This is a genomic window from Alteromonas sp. DYW1 (assembly GCF_059752595.1).
The window spans coordinates 3,084,792-3,109,206 of the sequence record NZ_CM186038.1 but is presented as its reverse complement, the minus strand read 5'-3'; the positions used below and the strand labels follow the sequence as shown (position 1 = coordinate 3,109,206).

General features: G+C 46.5%; 22 protein-coding genes. 11 read left to right on the top strand and 11 right to left on the bottom strand.

Annotation, left to right across the window (positions count from 1 at the left end; all coding sequences use genetic code 11):
* Positions 1-85: 85 nt before the first annotated feature.
* From AC121Z_RS14005 to AC121Z_RS13995, 3 genes are all read right to left on the bottom strand, one after another.
* Positions 86-1,078 carry a S41 family peptidase gene (locus AC121Z_RS14005; protein WP_498124681.1) on the bottom strand — a complete coding sequence of 331 codons (993 nt, stop codon included), beginning with the start codon at positions 1,076-1,078 and terminating at the stop codon, positions 86-88.
* A 62-nt stretch (positions 1,079-1,140) separates the two neighbouring features.
* Complete coding sequence (locus AC121Z_RS14000) at positions 1,141-2,502, bottom strand: S41 family peptidase (protein ID WP_498124679.1); 1,362 nt, start codon at positions 2,500-2,502, stop codon at positions 1,141-1,143.
* A gap of 114 nt (positions 2,503-2,616) precedes the next feature.
* Positions 2,617-3,672 carry a helix-turn-helix domain-containing protein gene (locus AC121Z_RS13995; RefSeq protein ID WP_498124677.1) on the bottom strand — a complete coding sequence of 352 codons (1,056 nt, stop codon included), beginning with the start codon at positions 3,670-3,672 and terminating at the stop codon, positions 2,617-2,619.
* Between the two features lie 184 nt (positions 3,673-3,856).
* Here AC121Z_RS13995 and AC121Z_RS13990 point away from each other — a divergent pair, with 184 nt between their 5' ends.
* Positions 3,857-5,893, top strand: a complete 2,037-nt coding sequence (locus AC121Z_RS13990; RefSeq protein WP_498124676.1) for an ATP-binding protein — start codon at positions 3,857-3,859, stop codon at positions 5,891-5,893.
* A 41-nt stretch (positions 5,894-5,934) separates the two neighbouring features.
* Here the strand turns inward: AC121Z_RS13990 and rpoD are convergent, their stop codons facing one another.
* From rpoD to rpsU, 4 genes are all read right to left on the bottom strand, one after another.
* Positions 5,935-7,773: an RNA polymerase sigma factor RpoD gene (rpoD, locus tag AC121Z_RS13985; protein WP_498124674.1), complete on the bottom strand. Its 1,839-nt coding sequence runs from the start codon at positions 7,771-7,773 to the stop codon at positions 5,935-5,937.
* Between the two features lie 241 nt (positions 7,774-8,014).
* On the bottom strand, positions 8,015-9,787 hold the full coding sequence (dnaG, locus tag AC121Z_RS13980) for a DNA primase (protein WP_498124672.1): 1,773 nt from the start codon (positions 9,785-9,787) through the stop codon (positions 8,015-8,017).
* A 98-nt stretch (positions 9,788-9,885) separates the two neighbouring features.
* Positions 9,886-10,329 carry a GatB/YqeY domain-containing protein gene (locus AC121Z_RS13975; protein WP_498124671.1) on the bottom strand — a complete coding sequence of 148 codons (444 nt, stop codon included), beginning with the start codon at positions 10,327-10,329 and terminating at the stop codon, positions 9,886-9,888.
* Positions 10,330-10,402: 73 nt separating this feature from the next.
* Positions 10,403-10,618 (bottom strand): 30S ribosomal protein S21, encoded by a 216-nt coding sequence (rpsU, locus tag AC121Z_RS13970; RefSeq protein ID WP_070123829.1) that lies wholly within the window; start codon positions 10,616-10,618, stop codon positions 10,403-10,405.
* A 180-nt stretch (positions 10,619-10,798) separates the two neighbouring features.
* On the opposite strand from rpsU, the gene tsaD reads away from it, so the two are divergent.
* Positions 10,799-11,812 (top strand): tRNA (adenosine(37)-N6)-threonylcarbamoyltransferase complex transferase subunit TsaD, encoded by a 1,014-nt coding sequence (tsaD, locus tag AC121Z_RS13965; protein WP_498124669.1) that lies wholly within the window; start codon positions 10,799-10,801, stop codon positions 11,810-11,812.
* 14 nt (positions 11,813-11,826) lie between these two features.
* Here tsaD and plsY read toward each other — a convergent pair whose 3' ends face one another.
* On the bottom strand, positions 11,827-12,429 hold the full coding sequence (gene plsY / locus AC121Z_RS13960; RefSeq protein ID WP_498124667.1) for a glycerol-3-phosphate 1-O-acyltransferase PlsY: 603 nt from the start codon (positions 12,427-12,429) through the stop codon (positions 11,827-11,829).
* Positions 12,430-12,548: 119 nt separating this feature from the next.
* Between plsY and folB the strand changes: the two genes are divergently transcribed.
* The 4 genes from folB to AC121Z_RS13940 are packed head-to-tail and all read left to right on the top strand — an operon-like array spanning position 12,549 to position 14,588.
* Entirely contained in the window at positions 12,549-12,899 is a 351-nt protein-coding gene (folB, locus tag AC121Z_RS13955; protein ID WP_498124666.1) for a dihydroneopterin aldolase, read from the top strand.
* Positions 12,896-13,411, top strand: a complete 516-nt coding sequence (gene folK, locus AC121Z_RS13950; RefSeq protein ID WP_498124665.1) for a 2-amino-4-hydroxy-6-hydroxymethyldihydropteridine diphosphokinase — start codon at positions 12,896-12,898, stop codon at positions 13,409-13,411. Before folB ends, folK begins: the two co-directional genes overlap by 4 nt.
* Positions 13,398-14,198, top strand: a complete 801-nt coding sequence (locus AC121Z_RS13945) for an undecaprenyl-diphosphate phosphatase (protein ID WP_498124664.1) — start codon at positions 13,398-13,400, stop codon at positions 14,196-14,198. Before folK ends, AC121Z_RS13945 begins: the two co-directional genes overlap by 14 nt.
* A 21-nt stretch (positions 14,199-14,219) precedes the next feature.
* Positions 14,220-14,588 (top strand): histidine triad nucleotide-binding protein, encoded by a 369-nt coding sequence (locus AC121Z_RS13940; RefSeq protein ID WP_498124662.1) that lies wholly within the window; start codon positions 14,220-14,222, stop codon positions 14,586-14,588.
* A 1-nt stretch (position 14,589) separates the two neighbouring features.
* Here AC121Z_RS13940 and AC121Z_RS13935 read toward each other — a convergent pair whose 3' ends face one another.
* A complete protein-coding gene (locus AC121Z_RS13935; RefSeq protein ID WP_498128263.1) occupies positions 14,590-16,287 on the bottom strand; it encodes a dipeptidyl-peptidase 3 family protein in 1,698 nt (565 codons plus the stop codon).
* A 282-nt stretch (positions 16,288-16,569) separates the two neighbouring features.
* Between AC121Z_RS13935 and AC121Z_RS13930 the strand changes: the two genes are divergently transcribed.
* Together AC121Z_RS13930 and AC121Z_RS13925 are read left to right on the top strand one after the other, a co-directional pair.
* Positions 16,570-17,406 carry an HDOD domain-containing protein gene (locus tag AC121Z_RS13930; protein WP_498124660.1) on the top strand — a complete coding sequence of 279 codons (837 nt, stop codon included), beginning with the start codon at positions 16,570-16,572 and terminating at the stop codon, positions 17,404-17,406.
* A 175-nt stretch (positions 17,407-17,581) separates the two neighbouring features.
* A complete protein-coding gene (locus AC121Z_RS13925; protein ID WP_498124658.1) occupies positions 17,582-18,319 on the top strand; it encodes a substrate-binding periplasmic protein in 738 nt (245 codons plus the stop codon).
* Between the two features lie 59 nt (positions 18,320-18,378).
* Here AC121Z_RS13925 and rdgC read toward each other — a convergent pair whose 3' ends face one another.
* Positions 18,379-19,305: a recombination-associated protein RdgC gene (gene rdgC / locus AC121Z_RS13920; protein WP_498124656.1), complete on the bottom strand. Its 927-nt coding sequence runs from the start codon at positions 19,303-19,305 to the stop codon at positions 18,379-18,381.
* 92 nt (positions 19,306-19,397) lie between these two features.
* On the bottom strand, positions 19,398-21,122 hold the full coding sequence (locus AC121Z_RS13915) for a sensor histidine kinase (RefSeq protein WP_498124654.1): 1,725 nt from the start codon (positions 21,120-21,122) through the stop codon (positions 19,398-19,400).
* Positions 21,123-21,327: 205 nt separating this feature from the next.
* Here AC121Z_RS13915 and phoB point away from each other — a divergent pair, with 205 nt between their 5' ends.
* From phoB to AC121Z_RS13900, 3 genes are read left to right on the top strand one after another with little or no spacing between them, the layout of a single operon-like run.
* A complete protein-coding gene (phoB, locus tag AC121Z_RS13910) occupies positions 21,328-22,017 on the top strand; it encodes a phosphate regulon transcriptional regulator PhoB (protein WP_498128262.1) in 690 nt (229 codons plus the stop codon).
* 35 nt (positions 22,018-22,052) lie between these two features.
* The gene (gene phoR / locus AC121Z_RS13905) at positions 22,053-23,366 is read left to right on the top strand and encodes a phosphate regulon sensor histidine kinase PhoR (RefSeq protein WP_498124652.1); all 1,314 of its coding nucleotides are present in this window, start codon (positions 22,053-22,055) and stop codon (positions 23,364-23,366) included.
* A complete protein-coding gene (locus AC121Z_RS13900) occupies positions 23,363-24,364 on the top strand; it encodes a PstS family phosphate ABC transporter substrate-binding protein (protein WP_498124650.1) in 1,002 nt (333 codons plus the stop codon). Before phoR ends, AC121Z_RS13900 begins: the two co-directional genes overlap by 4 nt.
* Positions 24,365-24,415: the final 51 nt, after the last annotated feature.

Sequence of the window (24,415 nt, the reverse complement as noted above, 5' to 3'; positions counted from 1 at the left end):
AAATTCACTGCTATTTGTTTCTTGTCGAACTCTACACTGCTTGGCGAGTAAGTCGGTCGCATAATTTTCTCGCCAATGGATGAATTTACTCTAGCAACCATGCTATTGCAGTTGCCAGCGTAGCGTTATTGGCGGTGCTAAAATCGACCGGAACTCGCCCGCCATATTTAACTAAATTGCGGTCTGCTATGGTACTCACGGTTAAAAATAGCGTACTGCCATCGCGCAACTCAAAACTTCGATTAGCGGTTGAGAGACCACAGCTGTCAGTCCCGAAGAAAGCGACATTGACTTGCTGTTTGAATGCGATGGTAACCGCCTCGCCTGAGCTAGCAGTGCGCTGGCTAACTAACACGGCAATTTTGGGCAGTGGGTTTATTAGCTCGTAACTATTCTCTAACGCGATCACACGATCATTGCCAACATAAGAACCATTTTGATTAACGCCCCATGGTGTCGCTTGTTCATTGGGGTCGACAAAATAGCCAAGAAGTTCATTATCAAAAAAGGGTGCCAAGCCAGTCAGCATCGGCCACATGTTTCCACCCTGATTGTTTCTGAAGTCGACCACCCAAGCGATGATTTCCGGCGTATCTTGTGCTGCAATTTCACTTTGAATTTCCAGAGCCTTTTGGCGTGCTTCTGCGCTATCGCGAGATGAGAATGCATCAATGCGTAGATAGCCAATACGGGAGTCATCCGGCATGTCCATCATCACGTTTTGTTGGCAGTTTACCGTACTTGGATAGGATATTAATTCGCCACTGGCCGAGAGGAGAAACGAATGGTTAGTGTCAATCAGCTCAAGTGCGCGCGTAATCGCCGGATAGAGTTGAGGGATGGTTGTCGCATCCGACGCCAAAGCGCGTACTTCGGTGTCTAGCGCACCCCAGTCTACTTGATTGCGTGTCACTGCGTTGTTGCGAAGAATATCGAGAAACTCATTCAGGTACAGATCGGCTTCGCTGGGGGCAAAATCATCCAAATCGCGGGTATTGTCATCGCTGCCACCGCAGGCGGTCATGAGTAACAAGAGGATTGCTAGCCAATAAAAGTGGTGAGTGACGGCTAATTTCATCGTTAATCTCCTTATTGGCTAAGAGTGCCAGTTTTATGCAAAGTTTGTCCACGAATCATGGGCTATTCCATCAACTCGGTATTATTAGTAGTGAGCTGAATGGTTCTGGTCATAAGCTTCAATGTTGCCTCTAGTACACTGTCCTGGCGCATCAGAGTGTCCTGCAGTGTGGGTTGGATAAAAACATCCGGTTGTACGGGGGCGTCAGCGCTCTGCGATGGCGCGTCCACGTCAAACGTCATTCGAGCCACGGTGTATTGATAACCGGTATTGGTAGCAGAGTATTGCCGCTTGCCATCATTGCTTGACTTGGTGCCGCCAGCTGGTGTTCCTACAAGGGTGGCCATTCTATGTTCTTTGGCGATCGCAAGGAAATGTGGCACTACGGAAAAAGTATTAGCATCCATGAGGATCGTCGTAGGCCCAGTAAATCCGGTAGCCACTGGCTTTTGGATTTCAAACAATTCTTCTTGCCCTCGAGGGTCTGATGTTGTGGACCAATATTGATAAGGCTTGTGGGCAATACGTCGGAGGAGCCAGTTAGCTGCCAATCCAGAGCCACCACCGTTATCTCGCACGTCGATGAGCAGTCCTGCGCGCTGTTGCTCAGAGAGATCACCGAATGCGCTGGCGACGAAATCAACGAATTGCTGGCCGCGTTCACCGTAGAATGCAAAGCTATGGATGGTCATTATCCCAAGGTTCCGCGATTTATCGACTCGATAACATAGATCCTCTTGGCAGAGGTCGTTGGGACTGCGTATGGGTTTGTGCTCAAACTCCGACAATGCATTCAAAGTATAGCTTCCAGGATGTCCAGCGACTTCGACTTCGTAATGTTCAGGGAACCCTAATGCATAGGTAAGGTAAGAGGTTGCCGAGGCATTAAATTCATGCCATTTAGGATTAATAAGATGATTGTCAGTGGGGATACGTACGAGTATATCTTGCATGATACTGGCGACTGGACGGCCGTTAACCACTGTAATCTCATCACCAACTGCAACTTTGTCCGCACTATTGAGCGGATCGATAACATACATGCGCTCTGCAAACATGCGTACTTCAACAGGAAAACGTTGTGCGGGCTGAATTTCCTTGTCTTCCATGTTGAAATAAAAGGGCCGGGAATGTCCGCAACCGATACTGGTTATAATTCGACTCATTGCCCAGTAGGCATCCTTCTTCGTTGAATTGCTATCGATTAAATTGCTTTGTTCGGCCACCAAGGTATCGAAATCGGCTTCACTGATGAAGCGAAAAGGCCGAGGATGATCTTGTTTGATCCGCTCTGCGAGTTCCTGAAGATCGGCCTTAAGTTCCTTAGCACTGTGCAGGTCAGCTGGTTGTCCAGCGTGTGCTCCATTACTTAAAAAAAATAATTGTGCTGTTAGTATTCCCGCGATTATCCATTTTTCGAGCATAAAGCCTGATTTCCTCTCGGTTTTTAATTACGCTGTTGTATTCCATTCATTTTTAGCGTCATACACGCTTATTTGTCTGCCCAGATCCGAGAAAAGACTGCCCAAAACTGAGTTTTATCGGCCGTTTTCAGGTGTTACGCTTCTTTTTGATTCCCGGTACTCAGTGGGCGTAATGTTTTCATGCTGTCGAAAAACACGATTAAATGTTGAGGTCGAGTTAAAGCCACAGGCCAAGGCAATTGAGAGTAGTGGCTCTTGTTGCATAGTTGGATCGAGTAGCATGCGTTTTACTGCGGCTAAGCGAAAGGTTTGCAAGTATTCATTGAAATTGCGATAACCAAGACGTTTATTGATAAACGCGCGCAATTTATGTTCGCCCACTCCTATCCGCTTAGCCAAGGTCGCAATCGTAAGATTAGCATCGCGCCATACTTCCTGCTTATTCAGTTGGTCATGTAATAGGGCATGGAGTTTTGCATCAGTGGCGGTTAATTTGTCGGCTTGTAACAGTGTAGGCTTATGATTGACGGATTTATGTTCGGGGGATATCTGCAAAAACCACAAACACCCACAGAGCGTCAAGCTCAAGGTAACCAAGACTTTTAAGCTATTAATCAGTTCTCGGTTTAAGTACTGTGCAAAGATTTCAGTGCCAATTAACGCAACTACGAGCAGTGTAATGGTGGCGACAAAGAATAGTCGCAACTTGCGTCGTGATTCAACGAGATCGTTAGGCCAATCGCGGATTAATTGAATAAACAGATGGGTGAAAAGACTAATGGCGTAAAGATTGAGTAGCACGCCGTGCCAGAATTCAATCAAACCCCATTCAAAGTATACGTTTAGCCACATAAACCAGAGTGGAATGCAATACAGCAGTGCCAGCGAAATGTGAGTTTTGTCCACTTTAAAATCGTCTTGCAATAGGGATTTAGCAAACAACCAGGCGATGACTGTATTTGGGGTATCGATAAATCTAGATACTGCGATAACTTGTGCGGGCACGTTCAGTCCGCTTGAAGCGGTGCTGATCATCAGCGCTATGAGGGTGATGCAGAGTATCGGTAAAAGCCAGCCTGCTTGCAGGCGTCGGCGATCTCGCCACGAGACTAATGCCAAGCCTAAAAGCAGACCGAGCGTAGTAAAGCGCAACAATGCTTCGAGCAACATACTCCCTTACCCACAGCGTTTGAATGTAACGTAGTGAATCAGTATACGAGAAATAGCTGAGCGGCAGCTGAACAAGAACGGCAGATCGTTAAAGTTTAGAAGTTTTTTCTGGTGGGCAAAGTGTAGTAAAAATTCTGGACTATACTCACTTGATAACCGTGGTCAAATTCATAGAAGTGTTGTTTTGAATGAAGCTGAATTAATCCAATCTCTACGTGCCGAGAATCAGCAGTTGCGGCGCAACCTAATTGTTGCGGAGCAACAACACGAAAAGTACAAAAAACTCTTTGACGTGTCTGCTGATGCTTTGTCAATTATTGATTTAGAAAGCGGTACGTTCATTGAATGTAATCGCTCCGCGGTGCAGATGCATGGGGTGGAAAGCGAAGCAAACTTTTTGCATCTGCAGCCAGCAGATCTATCGCCTGAATATCAACCCTGCGGGCGTTTGTCACAGGAAATGGCCGAGGAATACATCGGTAGGACGCTATCAGAAGGTCCGCAGGTTTTCCAATGGGTTCACTCAAGACTGGATGGTTCTACTTTTAATTGCCTTGTCTCGCTAACAGCTATCCCATTTCTAGACAAAACGTTAATACTGGCTATCGGTCGTGATATCAGTGACTTGATAGCAACCCAATCTAAATTAGAAAGTACTACGACTGATTTGGCTCGCTATCAAAAGGCCTATTTGTTAGAAAAAAAGAAATTTGAACAGTTTGTCAATCTGGCACCGGTAGGTATCGCGATTAATCGCCTGGAAGATGGGCGTTTTGAATATGTGAATGAGGAATTTAGTCGATTTACCGGATACCAGGTTGATGAGTTGAATGCCATGGATTACTGGCAGTTAACTCCAAAGAAATACGCGGAACAGGAAGCACAACAGCTCTCTGATATGAACACTAAAGGGCGTTACGGGCCCTACCAGAAAGAGTACATTCATAAGCAAGGACATACGTATCCAGTGTTGCTGTCTGGGATAAAAATCTCTGGTGATGATGGGTATGACTATATCTGGTCCGTGGTTCAGGACATCACGGAGCAGGAGCACAGAGAATCTGAGCTACGCGTGGCGAAGCAACAGGCTGAACAAGCGAATCAGGCCAAAAGTGCTTTTCTCTCCAATATGAGTCATGAGATCCGTACCCCCATGAATGGAATCGTAGGCACACTACAAATCCTGCAGCGATCACTAGCCGAAGATAAGCTGAATGGTCTGATCAATAACGCAATGTATTCAGCCCATGCACTCACTCGCATTCTTGATGATATCTTGGATTACTCCAAAATTGAGTCGCGGCAATTACGGTTGGAAGCGATCCCATTCTCCCTATCCGGTGTTGTGGAATCAGTGGTCTCAGATATGTTACCGAGCGCGCTCGCGAAACAGATTGAGTTGGTGGCTAAAGTCCCGTTAGATTTCCCAGATGCTTGGCGTGGCGATCCAACCCGTATTCGACAAGTCTTAACGAATATCCTGTCAAATGCGGTTAAATTTACTGAACAAGGCAGCGTTACGCTTGTGGTGGCAGACACTTATAGAGATTCCACACATGGGATCAGGTTTTGTGTTTCAGATACCGGAATTGGTATGAGTGAAGAGGAGCTTCAACACCTTTTTGAACGCTTTAGTCAGGCAGATCCTTCAATCACTCGTAAATACGGTGGCACAGGACTGGGTATGTCAATCGTCAAGGACCTAATTGAACTGATGAATGGAGAAATTGATGTTTCGAGTACACCGCATAAGGGCAGTGAATTCGTTATTTTTCTGCCACTTGAGTCGGTGGCAGATGATCCGCAACTCGATGGATCGTGCAACGCTGTTAGTACGCCCGATCTTTCATCTTGCAAGTTGCTGATCGCTGAAGACAATTCGATTAATCAGCAAGTAATTAAAGCAATGCTGGAACCGACCAAGGCAAAACTGTGTTTTGCTAACAATGGTCAGGAAGCGGTAGATGCCTTTGCGGCAATTGCGCCGGATATCGTATTAATGGATATTCAGATGCCCGTGTTGGATGGCAAAGCCGCATTTCTGCAGATACACAGCGCAAATGCGACTGTACCTATCGTTGCTATGACGGCCAATGTCATGGATAACGACGTGGCAGAGTATAAGCATTTAGGCTTCACCGCACATCTGGCAAAACCTTTCGAAATCGATACCCTGTATTCGTTGCTTGAGCGTTTATTAAGCCCTAAGGAGCAGCAATAAAAAAACCCGCATATGCGGGTTTTTTTACTGTCACTGGCGATTTACTCGTCCAAGAAACTCTTCAGTTGTTCTGAACGACTCGGGTGACGTAACTTGCGTAACGCCTTCGCTTCGATCTGACGGATCCGCTCGCGGGTAACGTCAAACTGCTTACCAACTTCTTCAAGGGTGTGGTCGGTGTTCATATCGATACCAAAGCGCATACGCAACACCTTGGCTTCACGGGCAGTGAGACCTGCGAGCACTTCTTGCGTTGCATCTTTTAGGCTTCCACCAGTGGCAGAATCCAAAGGTTGGATAATGGTATTATCCTCAATGAAATCACCTAAATGCGAATCTTCATCATCACCAATCGGCGTCTCCATAGAGATCGGTTCTTTAGCGATCTTCAGCACCTTACGGATCTTATCTTCCGGCATTAGCATCCGCTCAGATAACTCTTCAGGAGTTGGTTCACGCCCCATCTCTTGTAGCATCTGACGCGAAATACGATTGAGTTTGTTGATCGTTTCAATCATGTGAACCGGAATACGAATAGTACGAGCTTGGTCAGCAATTGATCGAGTGATGGCCTGACGGATCCACCAAGTCGCGTAGGTCGAGAATTTATATCCACGACGGTACTCGAACTTGTCCACGGCTTTCATCAAACCGATGTTGCCTTCTTGGATCAAATCCAAGAACTGTAGTCCACGGTTGGTATATTTCTTGGCAATTGAAATAACCAAACGCAAGTTCGCTTCGACCATTTCTTTTTTCGCCCGGCGCGCTTTTGCTTCGCCAATTGACATCCGCCGATTAATATCTTTGATGTCCGCAATGACCAATCCAGTTTCAGATTCCACCTGGTTCATTTTGCTGATACTGCGCTCGATCTCTTCTTTTTGATCGCGCAGCGCTGGCACATAGTCCTTCTCGGTTGCGAGTAAAACTTCTAACCAATCAGTTGTAGTTTCATTGCCAGCAAAGGCTTTGATGAAGTCTTTCTTCGGCATTTTCGCGTTAACAACGCAATACTTCATCACTAAGCGTTCTTGAATACGCACTCGGTCCATCATATCGCGCATGTTTTTGACCATGCGATCGAACTGTTTTGGAACCAATCGGAACTCTTTAAATACATCGCTTAGCGCATTGATCTGAGCGCGAGCATCTTTGTGCGCGCGGCCCTTTTTCTCGATCATTGCACGCGTTTTTAAGTACTGCTCACGTAACTCGGTAAACTTCTCTCGCGCAACTTCAGGATCAACGCTGTTATCATCTTCTTCTGAATCCGAATCGTCATCATCATCTTCATCATCGTCTTCATCATCAAGATCTTCTTGCGACAACTCGGAGCCTACGTGTGTAGCAGTAGGAGCAACATCTTCTTCGTTAGGATCAACGAAGCCGATGATAATATCACTCAAACGAATCTCTTCTGCCTCGTACAAGTCCCACTGATCAAGCAAATAAGTGATGGCTTCAGGATACTCAGCAACCGAACACTGCACCTGGTTAATGCCATCTTCGATGCGTTTAGCGATTTCAATTTCGCCTTCTCGGGTAAGTAGTTCAACCGTACCCATTTCACGCATGTACATGCGCACGGGGTCAGTTGTTCGTCCGATTTCGCTCTCAACTGTGGCAAGTGCTTGAGCTGCGGCTTCAGCAACTTCTTCATCAGCCGTGGTTTCTTGCATGAGTAATTCATCTGAGTCCGGTGCAGATTCAGACACCTGAATACCCATGTCATTGATCATTCGAATGATATCTTCAATCTGATCGGAGTCGATGATATCTTGTGGGAGGTGGTCATTAACTTCGGCGAAAGTTAAGTAACCTTGTTCTTTTCCTTTGGCAATCAGAAGTTTGATCTGAGACTGCTTGTTTTGCGGCATAAATTTTACACTTCTCTCATTTGAATAGCGCTATTCAATGTCATCTTACGCATTTAGCTGAAACGCTGAGTGCTAAATGGTTTTGTTGCCTTGGCTAGCCACTCTGTTCTAACCTTAACGGCCGAGCGTGAAAGTAAGTTTAGTCTACTTTTACAGGGACTCTGGCGAATTGACCAGTATAGCAGATAAATGACCATTCGTGCCAGACAATATGGTTATCAAATGTGCAATTTCAAGGTTATCAAACTGGCTTTTTGGCCTGCATTAATAAATTCAGTTCCTGCTTTTCTGCTTGGCTTAGGCCACGCACGCGATCTTTGCTCATTAGCACATCCATACGTTGCTCAAAATGCCAGTGGATTAACTTCTTAAAACTGTCAGTGAAGACTTTGCTGGCAGCACTTTCATCAATTAAGAATTCTTGTTGCAGCAATTTGGCGAGGTGACTGGCTTCGGGTTTACCACGAAAATACTCAAGCACCATTCCCGTATGGGCATTAGGGTTTTGCTGACAAAATGCGTGCACGGATTGCAGTAATGGCATGCCAGCGATAGCGCTGTCACTTAAAATTGCAAAATCAATATCAGGTAATTGTGTCGCGAGAGCAGGATTATCCAGTAATAAACGGATCATTGTGCGCACTGGTGAAATGCTGGCTTTGGGGGTACCAAAGCTGGATTTCTGTGGCGCCGTTCGGGCATTGGCTTGTTGGATATCTCGTTCGCGCTGGTAGCGGTCTCTCTCTCCACATAAGCGGCTTAACTCTTGATTCAATATATCACGTTGATTGTCGCCTAAGATTTTATCAATTAGCGGTTGTGCATGAGCCTTCAGTGCTGCTTTACCTTCAGAGGTACTGGTGTTGTGTTGTTGCAATAGGCGATCAAATAAGAATTTTGAAAGCGGTTGCGCTTCTTTAAATTTTTCTTCAAATCCGGCTTTTCCAATTTTTTGTACCAAACTATCGGGATCTTCACCGTCAGGCAGAAACAGGAAGCGCATGGTGATCCCGTCTTTTAAGTATGTCAGGGCATTTTCCATGGCACGCCAGGCTGCTTCCCTGCCGGCTCGGTCGCCGTCATAACAGCAAATGATATCATCGGTGGCGCGCACTAACATTTGGATATGTTCCGGGGTGGTTGCGGTCCCCAATGCCGCGACTGCATAATCGATACCGTGCTGCGACAAAGCAACAACGTCCATGTAGCCTTCGACGACTAACACTTGGGCCAGATTGCGGTGAGCCTGCCGTGCTTGGTAAAAACCATACAGTTCACTGCCTTTATGGAAAATCCGTGTTTCTGGTGAATTCAGGTATTTGGGACCGTCCTGTTCGAAAACCCGACCGCCGAAACCGACCACGCGGCCCCGCTTATCACGAATAGGAAACATTAAGCGGTCGCGGAAAAAATCGAAGCGCTTACCGCGATCATTTTCACTGATCAGTTTTAAATCTAAGAGTTGTTGCTGTTGTTTGGGCCCTTGCCCAAACTGCTTGAGGACACTATCCCATTCGATTGGCGCATAACCCATTTCCCAATGTTTAACGGTTTCGCCACTCAAGCCACGTTGCTTAAGGTACTCTATAACGCGGCTGGATTGCGCATGCTGCTTCAATTGCTGTTGAAAAAAGCGCGTCGCTTTTTCCATCAAGGCAAAGTCATCGTCCAATTGCTCTCTGCCAACGGAGGGCTTGTGGGACGAGTTTGATTTTTCCCGCGGCACTTCTACGCCGTGATAGCGAGCTAACTCTTCAACGGCTTCGGGAAACTCTAAGCGGTCAAATTCCATTAAAAACGAAACCGCATTCCCATGTGCACCGCAGCCGAAGCAATGATAAAACTGCTTGTCTTGACTGACCGTAAACGACGGCGATTTTTCGTTATGGAAGGGGCAGCAGGCTTGATAATTTTTCCCTGCTTTTTTAAGTTTTACCCGGCTATCGACAATTTCCACAATATCTGTGCGGGCAATCATGTCCTCAATAAAATCTCGTGGGATTAAGCCTGCCATGCAAAAAGTGGGATTCCAATGAATTAAGGGGGCTTACTGTAGCAGTAGTCGAATCAGCTGCCAAGCGGCAGCAGCGCTTGGCAGCTACAGGAGTAAAACTAACCGAGTTTTGCTTTGATTTTGCCGCTAAGAGCGCCCATATCAGCGCGACCTTGTACTTTAGGCTTTAACCACCCCATCACTTTACCCATGTCTTGCATCCCGCTAGCACCAGTTTCAGCCATCGCGGTATCGATCAGGGTTGCGAGTTCTTCTTCACTGAGTGGTTGTGGTAAAAAAGTCTCTAGGATAGTAATTTCTGCGCGTTCGTTGTCGGCTAAATCGGCACGATTCGCATCGTCAAATTGCTGTGCAGCATCTTTACGCTGTTTTACCATTTTGGTGATCACCGCAAGAATATCACCGTCTGATAATGTAATACGCTCGTCAATTTCGCGTTGCTTAATGGCAGCCAAGGCCATGCGAATTGTCCCTAAACGTAATTTATCTTTAGCGCGCATTGCATCTTTTTGCGCTTCTTTTAGTTCATCAATTAATGGCATGCAGCGTTCCTTTTTTATCAACACAAACAAAAACGCGCCTTAACGGCGCGTTTGATCGTAAAAACGTTCTATCTTAGTAGAGTTTTACGCGACGCGCGTTTTCACGAGCCAATTTTTTCATGTGACGCTTTTTAGCAGCAGCTTTCTTGCGCTTGCGTTCCCAAGTTGGCTTTTCAAAAAATTCGCGACGACGAACTTCTGAAAGCACACCGGCTTTTTCACATGAACGTTTAAAACGACGAAGAGCAACGTCAAACGGCTCGTTTTCTCTAACTTTAACGATAGGCATCTAAGATTTCACCTCAAAATTTAATGTGTTCTACCGGGCATTAATTTGAGGAGAAAACTCCACCCGGGTTAAAAATGGTGCGAAATTCTAATCATATCTGACGCAGAAGTAAAGTCGTATTTGCTAAAAACTACCAAACACGTACACTACGCGCGAAAGTAGATTGTAGGTAGTACGAAGATGCGCGTTTTAGGAATTGAAACCTCATGTGATGAGACCGGTATTGCCATTTATGATACCGAGCACGGTTTGTTGGCCCATAGCTTATATAGCCAAGTAAAATTGCATGCGGATTATGGTGGTGTGGTGCCCGAATTGGCCTCACGTGATCATGTACGCAAAATCCTTCCGCTGATCCAACAAACGCTTGATGATGCGAAATTACAAGCCAGTGACATCGAAGGTATCGCGTTTACCCAAGGGCCAGGTTTGGTGGGAGCCCTACTGGTTGGTGCTTCGGTGGCAAAAGCCTTAGGCTATGCATGGGATATTCCTATTGTTGGCGTGCATCACATGGAAGGGCACCTGCTCGCACCAATGCTTGAACCCGAGCAACCGCAATATCCATTCGTTGCTTTACTCGTCTCTGGCGGACACAGCATGTTAGTGAATGTAGAGCGGCTCGGTGCTTATACCGTGCTGGGTGAGTCTATTGACGATGCTGCTGGTGAAGCCTTTGATAAGACCGCCAAACTGCTAGGGCTGGACTATCCCGGTGGCCCAATGCTGGCCAAGTTGGCTGAGCAAGGTGAGCCCGGTCATTACCAGTTTCCTCGGCCAATGACCGACCGTCCAGGTTTGGATTTCAGTTTTAGCGGCTTAAAAACCTTTGCCGCAAATACTATTCGTGATGCTGATAACGAGCCGCAAACTAAAGCTAATATAGCCTATGCGTTTCAAGAGGCGGTAGTTGATACGCTGATTATTAAATGTAAGCGTGCGCTTAAACAGGTAAATGGTAAACGGTTAGTGATCGCCGGTGGTGTGAGTGCCAATTTGGTCTTGCGGGATAAAATGGCCAGCATGATGCAACAATTACAGGGAGAGGTGTTTTACCCGAACTTAGCCTTTTGCACCGACAATGGCGCTATGATTGCGTACGCGGGTGCACAGCGTCTTTTAGCCGGTGAACGCACTGCGTATGACTGCAAAGCAAAACCGCGTTGGCCTCTGGATAGCTTATTACCAATTTAGCCGAACAATTAGCACTATTCGCGCGCTTTTCCTTTTTGCCAGATTTTACTTTCTTTTCCTTGCCATAAACGCGCAATATTTTCATGGTGACGGGCAATAATCAGGATGCTAAGCATAGCGACAGGTAAGGTGTAGGCGGGTTTAATAAACCATACAAAGAGTGGCGCTAAGCCAACGGCGACCAGAGCTCCGAGCGAAGAGTAGCCAGTGAAAGCCACAACGGCTACCCAGCAAACAATCAATAAACCCGCGAGACCTAAGCCTATCGGTAGCATTGCCCCAAAGGCAGTCGCTACTGCCTTGCCGCCTCTGAAGCCAAAAAATAGCGGAAAAATATGCCCTAAACACGCGGCTATGGCGATTAATCCCAAGTACAGCGGTTCAACACCGAGCCAATAGCTGCCATAGGTTGGCAATGTGCCCTTAAGAATATCACTGACCAGCACCAGAACCGCAGGTAATGGACCGCCAATGCGATAGACATTCGTGGCTCCCGGATTGCCTGAGCCGGTATAGCGCGGGTCAGGTAATCGAAACAGACGACAAATCATCACCGCGCTGGAAAGAGAACCGCACAGGTAGGCCACACAAACCAGTAAAATTATCAATGCAACCATGTCATCGTTCATGAGTTCAAGTTAAACTATCGGCACATTACAAGAAAGCCGTCTGCAAGACTAGTCTGAACAGTCTTGCAAAGCGAGGGCGGTAACAGTGCGCAAGTGTATGATTTAACATGGAACAAATACTGATTAAAGGGTTGGAGTTAGCAACAACTATCGGCGTTTATGATTGGGAAAGAACCCAACAAACCACGCTCCGCGTTGACCTAGTTATGGACGCTGACCTCACGCGAGCCTGTCACAGTGATGACGTCGCTGACACCGTGGATTACGCGCGCGTCGCAGCATCCTTGACCGAACTTGCCGCAGCGAGTAACTACGAATTATTAGAAGCACTTGGCGAAGCTCTGTGCCAGAAATTGTTGACGGACTATCCCATTATTCGCGTTGACATGACCATTGAAAAGCCAGGTATTTTGCCACAGGCTCAGGTGGTTGCCGTGCGTTTGGTGCGTGGTCAGTGAAAGCGCATTATATTTTAATTAGTCTGGGCTCCAATATCGAGCGAGAGAAGCATACCCGTGCCGGGGTACAAGCATTGCAGGAGGCTTTTGCTGATGTTGAAGTTTCCTCAGTGTACGAAAGTGAGTCAGTCGGATTTTCTGGTGCCGCGTTTTATAATCTGGTGGTGGGTGCCTATACTGATATGGCCGTCAACGAGGTTTGTCAGCTACTCAAGCAAATCGAACACGATAATGGCCGCCAGCGTGGCGAGAAAAAGTTTGCGTCGCGCACACTGGATCTCGATTTATTGACTTACGACGCACTGGTGATAGCTTCGCCGGTCGTATTACCGCGCGAAGAAATAGTGCACAATGCCTTTGTATTGCAACCGTTAGCTGAATTAGTACCTCAACATCAACATCCTGTATTGGGCAAAACATATCAGCAAATGTGGGATGCCTACGACAAGAGTAAACAAAAGTTATGGCCTGTAGTTTTCGATTGGAGTGTGCCGCGTTATGACGCTATTTGAAATCATCATTTTAGCTATCATTCAGGGGATCACTGAGTTTTTACCTATCTCTAGCTCAGCACACTTATTATTACCGGCTGAACTGTTGGGGTGGCGCACGCAAGGCTTGGCGTTTGATGTTGCCGTGCACGTAGGCAGCCTTCTCGCTGTGCTTATTTATTTGCGGCAGGATGTTATGCGCCTGACAGTCGGTTTTTTACGCTCAGGATTCACTTCTCAGCAAACGGATGATAGTCGACTTGCTTGGTCCATTGTGATCGCGACTTTACCCATCATTGTGGTGGGATTCTTGCTCAAAGACTGGATAGAGGTTAATGCGCGCACTGCATTGGTTATGGCTGCAACGACCATTGGATTTGGCTTATTGCTGTGGTACGCAGATGCGACAGCAAAGCTTAGCCGTAAGATGTCGCAAATGCGTTGGGGACACGCGATATTTATTGGTGTCGCACAAATTCTGGCGTTAATCCCAGGGACTTCTCGTTCTGGTATTACGATGACAGCAAGTTTGATGCTGGGTTTTGATCGTGAAAGTGCTGCGCGCTTTTCATTCCTGCTTTCAATACCCGCAATTTTAGGTGCCGGCTTATTAGCCACACTGGATTTGCTCAAGCAGGGGAATGGCGTAGACTGGACGGCACTTTTTTACGGTGCTGGTTTCTCATTTATTAGCGCCTACCTGTGTATCTATTTGTTTTTGAATTGGATTTCGCGCATTGGTATGTTGCCATTTGTGATTTATCGCTTGGCACTGGGTGTTATCCTGCTATGGTTTGTGTTCGGATAATCGTTTTTGGGAGCGGGCTAAATGAGTGAAACCATTTTTGACAAGATCATCGACCGTAGTATTCCTGCGGAGATTATTTATGAAGATGACATTGCGTTAGCGTTCAATGACATCAATCCGCAAGCGCCAGTGCACTTTTTAGTGATCCCTAAAAAGCGCATCGCCACAATCAATGATATGAGCCGCGCAGACCGAGAATTAGTGGGGCATCTGTTTTGGGTTGCTGCTGAATTAGCAAAGCAAAAAGGCTTTGCAGGTGAAGGTTTTCGTACGGTAATGAATTGTAATGAGTTTGGTGGGCAAACGGTGTATCACATCCATTTGCATGTATTGGCAGGCAAGCTGTTAGGTTGGCCGCCCTACACTGAGCGGCCGAAAAAGCTAGAGTGATTTATAAACCCAAGATTTGCTTGCCTTGTTCAAAGTGAATATCCACCGGGATATTCGCTTGTGCAAGACGCTCCAGATCAGCTGCTAGCTGTTGTTTGATAACCCCCTTGTCTGCGACTAATGCCGCAACGCCGGTATAATCGCCATCCCCTTGTAAAACCAAAATGGTCTGCGATAGTGCAGCAATCGCGGCATCCATTTTTTCCATGTCAACACGATACTGGCCTTCAGCGTTGCGCGTGAAAGCACCTTGCTCAGCAAAAAAGTTAAACCGGATCATATTGGCTCTGCCGTGTGCAGACGAAGCACCAAAGCGCACAGAACGGAAAATGCCAGCCATAAAGGTAGTGTAATAATCTGCTAACGTACCTTCAGTGATTTCACCTTGCTCTAACAGTTGCTGTACCATGTATAAGCCTAAAATATCGGCTTTACCTTCCTCCAGCGCCGAGGCGTGTTCTTTCAACGCAGCACGCACAGTGCCGGCACCATCTAAGGTATTTTTGATGCCTAACCCATGGGCAACTTCATGAAACATGGTGTTGGCAAAGAATGCATCAAAAGTAATGTGCTTACGCTGTTCGGGGACGATCAACTCTTCAGCAATCGGTACTAAGATGTGATCAAACTTGGCACGCATCGCATTTTTTAGCTGTAATCGGCGTGTGCCCTTGGCGAGCTGGACTTCTTCGTCATTCGGCAGGTTAATCGCAATGGTCTTACTCCCTGCGTTGCTGTGGCCAGCGTAGTAAACCACATCATAGGCGTTAAGGTCAGCATTCGCCCCCGGCATTTCAGCTTTATAGGCTTCAGGGACAGGCAGGCCTTGTTGTAATGCGGGCAAGAATGCCGCGAACTTAGCTAAACGTTCACTCCACGCCAGATCTTTAATCAGCACATAAGATTCAAACGCAGCACGATAACCAAAGAGTTGATCTTCATAGGTTTCAATTGGACCATAAACCAGTTCCACAGGATTATTCTTCATGTCCATCCAAGCCATATCAGAGGTTTGGTATTGATCCGTTAATAATGCTTCCGCGCGTAGTCTCAGATAATTGGCAAATTCTGGATCTGCTGCCAGTTCGGCGGCCTGAGTGAGAAAATTAGCTGCTTGAGTTAATTCCGCAGCAAACTTTTGTGAGTAGGGCGTCGCGATCAGTTCGCCTGCTGCGTTGCGTTCTACCATACTATACAAACCGGCTTTATCCGCAAACTCCGCCGCTTCAAATTCAGCTTTGGTCATGTCACTCGGGTAAAATTGTGCGCCTGCAGGTTTTTCGGCAAAGCCACTTAAAAATACCTGATCGCCAGCCAAACGATCCCAAGGACCATAGTTAATGGTGGCAAAATGACGCACTGCATCATCTTCAAGGTCGGCCAAAAACGACGCTTTATTGCCCCCGAATGCCTGTTGCCAAAATAGGTCGTCCATTATTTTAGATGCATCAATGAGTAATCCGACCATGGCCTTTTGTGCGTCAGATAAGTGACTTAAATCAGCTGTTAATTCTACGGGAAAGTAAATCGATAGCCGCTCAGTTGTGCCTAAATACTCAACACTGCTGGTGCTGGTGCTGGTCGCTGCGGGGACTTCACTGACTTCAGAATTGGGCTGTTTAGAACAAGCAAAAAGTGTCGCACAGGCAGCAATGACGCCACTGCATAGTAGGGTAGTTTTAAAGGTAGTTCGCACGATAAAGTTCTCTTCTGTCGTTATTGTTATACTCAGGGGTAATAAGCATACCTGAATTTTTGTTGGTTTGACTATCATCCTGACAGCGCGTGAGGCCCATTTACAATTAGGTCTATGCAGCACTTTCAATCAGTGCGGCAGTCCGCTTGGCTGGGGATCCCTTTAGCTTGATTTTGATCAAGCAACAATCGCACTTTCCAATTGACTGTCATGCTGAATCGTTTACGCTATAACCAGATAATAAAAAAATCACTCTCGCCATCCGCGTTTACATAAGGCAACAACATGTCAACACAAAATGCACTGTTAACCATTCTTACTGAAAAGATTAATAACGATACTCTGGTTTTACCGACTTTGCCGGCAATTGCGCTTAAGATTCGTAAAGCTGCAGACGACCCTGAAATCAATTTAAACGCAATGTCAGACGTTATTTCTCAAGACCCTTCGCTAAGCGCCAGGATGATAAAGATTTCTAATAGTGCTTACATGGGCCGCACAGTCAAAGTCAGTTCAGTCAGCCAAGCGGTAACTCGCATTGGTTTACGCCAAATTAAGAACATTGCGACTGCATTGGCCATGGAACAACTTTTTGTGTCGAAAAACGAGGTTGTGGCGGAGTATTTGCGCCGTGAATGGGAAAAAACGGTTGATATCGCAGCGAACACGATGGCGACACTGCAAATGTATACCCAGCGTACTAAGAAACGCGAATTGCAATTGGATTCAGCCACTCTAGCGGCTTTGGTGTCAAAAATTGGTGTACTACCAATCCTGACTGAAGCAGAGCGACACGCTGAAGTTTTTGCTAATCCAACGTTCCTCGAAGACGCAATCGATAAGATGTCAGGTAAAGTCGGTGCAGCGATCATGGATGCTTGGGGTTTTTCTAGTGAGTTTTCGAGTGTGGCTGCAAGCTGGAAGGACTTGTCCGTGATCCCCGAGAAACTGAGCTACTTGGATTTTGTGCGAGTGGGTGCTGCGGTTAGCGGGCAAATGGATAGTCAGAAAGATGCAGTATTTAACCTAGCATTACAACGCGATGTCGTTGCTGACGTAAAAGAGTTAGACAGTGACGAATTTAAAGATATGCGTGACAATGCAAAAGTGATATTTTCGTAATCAGATAGTGTTCTGCTTCGTTTAACTACTGGGTGGAGCCTTCAATTTACGGTGTAACCTCTCGACTCAATTGTAGTTGATTTTACTGCGCGTTAAGCGGACTATGTTGATTAGATTGCGTTGTTCGATGCGAGAGGTTCAATTGCGCAATAGTATCTACCGACTTATTGTTATCGTGAGTGCGTTTGTCAACGTGCAGGTGTCTGTTATTGCTGCTGAAACGCCTCCTCAATTGCGTTTTTATTCAGAAATTGTAGCGCCTTATTACTGGCTAGATGATGATGGACAGCCGCAAGGCGCGGCATTTGATCTTGCCAATGCTCTATTGGCTGAAACCCAGCTTGCTGCTACTATTTCACACTTGCCATGGGCTCGGGCCGTCGTAGAAGCGCGACAGCACCCGAACATAGTCTTATTGACGGCGTTAAAAACGCCGGGCAGACTTAATTCCTTGCAATGGATTGGCAAAGTCGGTGTCGCTGATGCCTCTCTTATTGGCTTAAAAAGCCGCCAGCTAACTCACCTGAGCAATCTTGAACAGGCCAAATCCCTGCAAATAGGCACTATTCGAGGATATGGTGCGGCCAACTTTCTGTTAGAAAATGGGTTTGTTGAGGGCGAAAATCTCTCCCTATTCGTGCGGGTCGAGCAGCTGTGGTCGATGCTGTATCTTGGTCGTGTCGATGCGGTATTAACAAATCTGACGACCAGCCCGTTTGAAATTATTGCCGCCGGGCACGATCCTGATGCCGTCATACCGTTGTTACACATTGATGAACTGACTGTGGATTTAGAAATGGCTACAGGAATCAAGACCCCGCAGAGCACTGTGACAGCTTTACAGCAAGGGTTATTAAGACTGAAAGCCAGCGGTCAGTATGATCGCATTATGGCGCGCTGGGGACTCAACTAAGCGCATTGCTTTCGCTCGGTCTATCCCCGTCAAATAATGCGTTGTTACGTCGGCTTTAATTACTGGCCAGACGACTCCTCCTCACTAAGTGCAAACATGGCTTTAAATGCCTCCATAAAGGCAAGAATTTCACCCGACATAAGCGCAAAGTCTGCGTCTAATTTTGCCGCTAATTCGTCCTTTGGAATATCCGCATTTTGTTCTTTAACCACATCGGTAAACTTAAGCCGTTTGATTGCGCCATTTTCCTCGATCACGCACTGTAGACGTTCGTTCCATTCGATAGCAACTTTCTGAAGTAATTTTCCTGAGTCTAAGTGCAGCTTGATTTCATCACTGAACAAATCTTGATGTTTGCAGCGAATAATCGCGCCATCATCGTTGACTGATTTTAATTCGGCCTCATCTTGCAGAATAACTTCCAATGGTGGCTTATCACTTACCCATTCGGTAAGGGCTGCTTGTAAACTCTGGCGCACCAGTGGTACTACGGGTAATGACCCCAGCGCTTTACGAACATGGGCTAAAAAGGCTTCAGCAGCACCATCATTACTGGCGTTGACTAGCACCAGGTCATGTTGAGTGGCAATAAATCCATGGGTGTAAGTATTTTTGGTGAATGCCTGTGGCAATAAACGGGTAATGATCTCTTGGCGTAAATCGGATTGCGCTTTTTTGCCGACAGGGCTGCCAGTTTCTGCTTCGATAGCCGCAACTTTTTCTGCGAGTTCAGCGTTAACCACCGCCGCGGGCAAGATCCGTTCTTGCTTCTTTAGACATATCCAGTATCGGCCTTCAACGACATGACAAAGCATGCTGGCATTCCGCATACCGGCTGCAGCAAAGGGAGGTTCAAATCCCATGCTAGCTGTTTCATGCTTGCCACAAGGGCGAAAAGCAAGTTCTCCGAGACTGGACTCAACGGCTTCTGGGTCGAGCGAAAGAGGCGTGTTTAGACGATACGCTTTTAGATTTTTAAACCACATGTTGTTTTTGAATAATAGCTAAAATAAAGGACGCGCATAGTAGCATAAGCCGAGTTCGCTTGTCGTTGTATGCCGGAATAATTAACCTTGCTTTAGCGCTGTGGGAAACGAATGATATAGTGCAAGCCTTTACCGGGCTCTGAATTTGCCTCGATCTGGCCATTCAGCGTTTGGGTGACTAGATTATAGATAATATGTGTACCCAAACCACTGCCACCTTTGGCACGTTTAGTTGTGAAGAAGGCGTCAAATAAACTATCCAGATACTCCGGCTTAAGACCGACACCATTGTCGGAATAGCGCAGCTCAATATCATCTCCGTGTTGCTCAACAGTGATATCAATGGTGCCATTCACTTGATGCTCAAACCCATGATTAACTGAATTCATCACCAAATTAGTAATGATTTGGGCAATGGCCCCAGGGGCACAAAAAATCGTCAGGTTGGGGTCGCAAGTAACATTAATTGTGTGTTTTGCATGTTTAAAACTGGGTTTAAGCGACTGTACGATTTCATTCAAATAATCAAGCAGATTGATAGTACGTTCAGCTTCGCTGGTTTGATCCACCGCGACTTGTTTGAAGCTGGCGATAAGTTCAGAGGCACGGTTCAGGTTATTCATTAACAAAACTGAAGTTTGACGCGCCTCTTCGATAAAACTGCTCAGTTGGGATTGGGTAATCGACTTTTCTTCAAAGGCTTCTTGCAATCGATCGATGCGTTCTTGCAGAAAGCTTGCTGCAGTAACGCCGACGCCCAACGGGGTGTTTACATCATGGGCGATGCCAGCAACTAAGCCACCTAACGATGCCATCCGCTCTGATTCGATTAATTGGGACTGTGCAGCTTGCAGCGTATCCATGGAGCTGGCTAATTCATCATTCCGTTTACGCAATTCTTGTTCAACGAACTGGCGGTTATCGATCTCTTGGCGTAAATCCAATTGGCGGCTGAGTAATTCGTCTTTTTGTGCTTCTAAGTCCAACATGATTTGGCTCATCGCTGCCGTTTTCTTCGCCACCTCTTGTTCCAAGAGTAAGTTTTGATCATCAAGTTTGCGGTTGGCGCGCTTTAATTCCGCTTGGGTTAACTGCAACTTTTCCTGTGATGTGATGAGATCATCAATCACGTGATTGTAGGATATTTGTAATTGCTTTAACTCATTATCATCCTCTAATTCCAGATTTAGCTTGCTGTCTTCGAGGTTATTTTGGTCGAAGTTCTGCATTTGCTCGGTGACGGAGTTAAGGGGTACTGAAAGCATTTTCCGAAAGGCTGTAACAAACAAAAAGATCAAAAACGCAGTTTTGACCATGGCATTGCCGATCAAGAAGAAAATACCCACTTCGATACGATCGAGTACGATTTCAAAGCTGGAGTAAAGGGCAACATCGCCCACTTGCGATTGGCGCCCAGAGAATTCAAATACCAATGGGAAGCTGTAACTGAAAAGCCCGCCTTGGTGATTGCGTAATCCTTCTAATCCAATGGCTGCTGCGACTTGTGGAGCCGTGCGGCCCAATTCAACCACATAGGTGCCGGACTCATCCCGGATATGCACGCCTTCAATGATGGGTAATTCCATCAGACCTTGCGCAATGGAAATGGCTTGCGGATTGTTTAATTCCCAAATTGCACGCGTTAAACTGTCGCTGAAAGTACTGCGTAAGGTTTGCAGTTCAGCCTCGATTTGCCCTTTGGTACTGGCGTATTCCGCAATAATTTGGGTCACAGTGACAACCAACGTCAACACGAAATATACCGAAAATACGCGCGTTAGCAGTTTGCGAGAAAGGCTAGGTGACCCCAACGACATAGCTTCCTTAATCTCTCGTCACGTGGATAGGTTAAACTGAAGAATATGCGTAAATGCTTCAATTAACAAGGTTTGCTGTTGAAAGTTTAATCACCGTCTTTGAGAAAGGCAGTGATCTGCCTTGACTTGAGAATTATTTCAATTTAATAAAAGTGTCACACAGTGTCACAATAATAACGGCGTTTTTATGAACAGAGCGACAAGTATGTCTAGAACGGTATTGCTAGTTGAAGATGAAGCGCCAATCCGCGAAATGTTAAAGCTGGTGTTGGAGCAAGCGGGTTTTAAAACCGAAGAAGCGGAAGACTTTGATATTGCCCAAGCCAAGATTAAAGAACCTTATCCTGATTTGATCCTATTGGATTGGATGTTGCCCGGAGGCAGTGGCGTACAACTGGCAAAAAGTCTTAAACAGCATGAATTTACGCGCGACATACCAGTTATTATGCTTACTGCGCGCGGTGAAGAAGATGACAAAATCCGTGGTTTAGATGCCGGCGCCGACGATTACATTACTAAGCCGTTTTCACCCAAAGAATTGGTCGCACGAATCAAAGCGGTCATGCGGCGTGTTATTCCAACCAGTAAAGAAGAACCGATTGAATTCAATGGCCTTATTCTTGAGCCTGTATCGCATCGCGTCACTGCAAATGATGAACCAGTAGACATGGGGCCAACTGAATTTAAACTGCTACATTTTTTTATGACGCATCCAGAGCGCGTTTATAGTCGTGAACAATTACTTGATAATGTGTGGGGCACCAACGTTTATGTCGAAGATCGTACCGTGGACGTGCATATTCGACGTTTACGTAAAGCCATCGGTGGTCACGGACATGATAGTATGATCCAAACTGTGCGTGGTGCGGGTTACCGTTTCTCAGCTAAGATATAACTATCCATTGCGCCATTTGAGGCCAAGAGGTATCTGTGTACTATCCATTTTCATGGCTTAAAACCACGCTCATCGTCACTGGTTATGTGGCGTTGTTTTGGGTACTTGGCTGGTATTTTGATGCCATGTTAGAAGCGCTCCTAATCGGCGCGGCGGGATTGCTTTTGTGGCATTATGCGCAACTGTTTAAGCTTAATAAGTGGTTGTGGCACAGTAAGAAAATGTCACCGCCCACGGCCATTGGTGTTTGGGAACATATCTATGAAGGGATATACCACTTATCACGCAAGAACCGTAAAAAACGCAAAGAGTTAGGTCAGCTCGTCAAGCGCTTCCGTGAGGGGTCCGAAGCGTTACCCGATGCAGTTGTCGTACTCGATGAGCAAGCAAAAATTGTTTGGTGCAATCGACTTGCACGCATTGATTTGGGTCTGCGTTGGCCTGATGATGCCGGCCGGCGGATCGATAACCTTATTCGTCATCCAAAGTTTATTGAATATTTTCATGCCGGTAATTATCGCTATCCGATTGAAGTACCGTCGCCAGCCAACATCCGCAAGATTTTCGAGTATCGGATCATGCGCTACGGAGAAGATCATTTATTGTTGATTGCTCGCGACGTCACGCGGGTGTCGCAGCTAGAGGATATGCGCCGAGATTTTGTGGCCAATGTATCACACGAATTACGCACCCCATTAACTGTCATTAACGGGTATTTAGAATTACTGCCCAGCGATCCAGACAATGATCCTCTCACCGCCAAGGCGTTAACTGAAATGAGTGCCCAGACCCTGCGGATGCGCAACCTCATTGAAGACTTATTGATTTTGTCACGAATTGAGTCGAGCGCCGAGCGTATATACGAGAATACCGTTAATATCGCTCAGGTATTAAAGATTATTCAGCATGAGGCAGACACGCTCAACCAAGAGCGTGGGCATAAAATTAACTATCATATCGACGCGGATATTGAGGTGTTTGGTGTCGAAACAGAACTGCGTAGCGCCTGTTCGAATTTGATTTTCAATGCCATCAATTATACGCCAGAGAACGGCCAAATTGATGTTTATTGGAAACGCCATAAGGATGGGGTTAGGTTTTCGGTGCGTGATAATGGCGATGGTATTGAAGAAAAGCATCTGGCTCGTCTGACGGAACGCTTTTACAGAGTCGATAAAGCCCGTTCGCGTAAAACCGGTGGCTCCGGTCTCGGACTCTCGATTGTCAAACATGTGCTGAACCATCATAACAGTGAATTGGAAATTACCAGTGTGGTTGGCGAAGGCAGTGAGTTTGGCTTTACGTTGTCGGCTGAGTTAATCAAATCCACAGACGTTACACCCGCATGAGAATCTGTGGCTTACTCTGCGGCCTTTGCTTAAGTTTCTCGCTTGCAGCGGAATCTCCGTCGGCGGGTCCACAACCCTACCAGCGCTATCCCGGCGTTGATGGCAGCCTGACCTCGGTTGGATCCGATACCCTAGCCAATTTAGTCGCGGGCTGGTCACAACAGTTTAAAACCTATTACCCGCACGTAAAAATACAAATTCAAGCCTCTGGGTCAAGCACAGCTCCGCCAGCGCTTACTGAAGGTACTGCAACTATCGGCCCGATGAGTCGCCAACTAAAGCTCAGTGAGTCTAGCGCGTTTCAGCGCAATTATGGCTATGCGCCCACCCTGTTGTTGGTCGCAGTTGATGCCATTGCCTTGTTTGTTGACCGCAAGAATCCATTGCAATCGCTGAGCTTACAGCAAGTGGATGCAATATTTTCGCAGACTCGATTCTGTGGTGCGCCTGCACCCATTCAGAATTGGGGACAGCTGGGCGTTGATTTTTGGGGCGCTGAGCACCCGATCCGTTTGTTTGGCCGGAACTCCGTATCGGGAACCTATGGTTTGTTTAAATCCATGGCACTGTGTAATGGCGACTTTCGCGCGACCGTTAATGAACAACCCGGCTCTTCATCAGTGGTGCTATCCGTTGCGTCTTCGCGCGGTGCACTAGGTTACGCGGCTTATGGCCATAAGACGGCAGGAGTAAAGGCGCTGGCGTTGACTAATAATGCAGGGCAGGAGGTTGCGCTAACCCAAGCAACGGTGCTTGATGGTAGTTACCCATTTACCCGTTTTTTGTACATCATGATCAATAAAGCACCCAATCAACCCTTGCCTATATTAGAGCGTGAATTCTTACGTCTGGTTTTCTCTCAGGAAGGTCAAGCGCTTGTGCGAGAAGATGGTTACTTCCCAATTCCCAATGATGTTCTCGCACGCCAGTTACGGCTATTGTCCAATCTAGAAGATGAGGCTACTGGTTTTATTTTAGAGCCTGTTGCCAAGCGGTAGTAAGGTTTCTCTTTCTTACCTAAGTATCTGCAATATTAAACTTTTGTGACA

What these genes read in the sequence shown, in the direction of transcription:
- AC121Z_RS13930 (WP_498124660.1), top strand. Translation starts at nt 16,570, where the DNA reads ATGTCAACACAAAATGCACTGTTAACCATTCTTACTGAAAAGATTAAT.
- AC121Z_RS14005 (WP_498124681.1), bottom strand. Translation starts at nt 1,078, where the DNA reads ATGAAATTAGCCGTCACTCACCACTTTTATTGGCTAGCAATCCTCTTG.
- dnaG (WP_498124672.1), bottom strand. Translation starts at nt 9,787, where the DNA reads ATGGCAGGCTTAATCCCACGAGATTTTATTGAGGACATGATTGCCCGC.
- plsY (WP_498124667.1), bottom strand. Translation starts at nt 12,429, where the DNA reads ATGGTTGCATTGATAATTTTACTGGTTTGTGTGGCCTACCTGTGCGGT.
- AC121Z_RS13900 (WP_498124650.1), top strand. Translation starts at nt 23,363, where the DNA reads ATGAGAATCTGTGGCTTACTCTGCGGCCTTTGCTTAAGTTTCTCGCTT.
- AC121Z_RS13995 (WP_498124677.1), bottom strand. Translation starts at nt 3,672, where the DNA reads ATGTTGCTCGAAGCATTGTTGCGCTTTACTACGCTCGGTCTGCTTTTA.
- AC121Z_RS13975 (WP_498124671.1), bottom strand. Translation starts at nt 10,329, where the DNA reads ATGCCATTAATTGATGAACTAAAAGAAGCGCAAAAAGATGCAATGCGC.
- rpoD (WP_498124674.1), bottom strand. Translation starts at nt 7,773, where the DNA reads ATGCCGCAAAACAAGCAGTCTCAGATCAAACTTCTGATTGCCAAAGGA.
- rdgC (WP_498124656.1), bottom strand. Translation starts at nt 19,305, where the DNA reads ATGTGGTTTAAAAATCTAAAAGCGTATCGTCTAAACACGCCTCTTTCG.
- folB (WP_498124666.1), top strand. Translation starts at nt 12,549, where the DNA reads ATGGAACAAATACTGATTAAAGGGTTGGAGTTAGCAACAACTATCGGC.
- AC121Z_RS13945 (WP_498124664.1), top strand. Translation starts at nt 13,398, where the DNA reads ATGACGCTATTTGAAATCATCATTTTAGCTATCATTCAGGGGATCACT.
- AC121Z_RS13915 (WP_498124654.1), bottom strand. Translation starts at nt 21,122, where the DNA reads ATGTCGTTGGGGTCACCTAGCCTTTCTCGCAAACTGCTAACGCGCGTA.
- AC121Z_RS13940 (WP_498124662.1), top strand. Translation starts at nt 14,220, where the DNA reads ATGAGTGAAACCATTTTTGACAAGATCATCGACCGTAGTATTCCTGCG.
- rpsU (WP_070123829.1), bottom strand. Translation starts at nt 10,618, where the DNA reads ATGCCTATCGTTAAAGTTAGAGAAAACGAGCCGTTTGACGTTGCTCTT.
- tsaD (WP_498124669.1), top strand. Translation starts at nt 10,799, where the DNA reads ATGCGCGTTTTAGGAATTGAAACCTCATGTGATGAGACCGGTATTGCC.
- AC121Z_RS14000 (WP_498124679.1), bottom strand. Translation starts at nt 2,502, where the DNA reads ATGCTCGAAAAATGGATAATCGCGGGAATACTAACAGCACAATTATTT.
- phoB (WP_498128262.1), top strand. Translation starts at nt 21,328, where the DNA reads ATGTCTAGAACGGTATTGCTAGTTGAAGATGAAGCGCCAATCCGCGAA.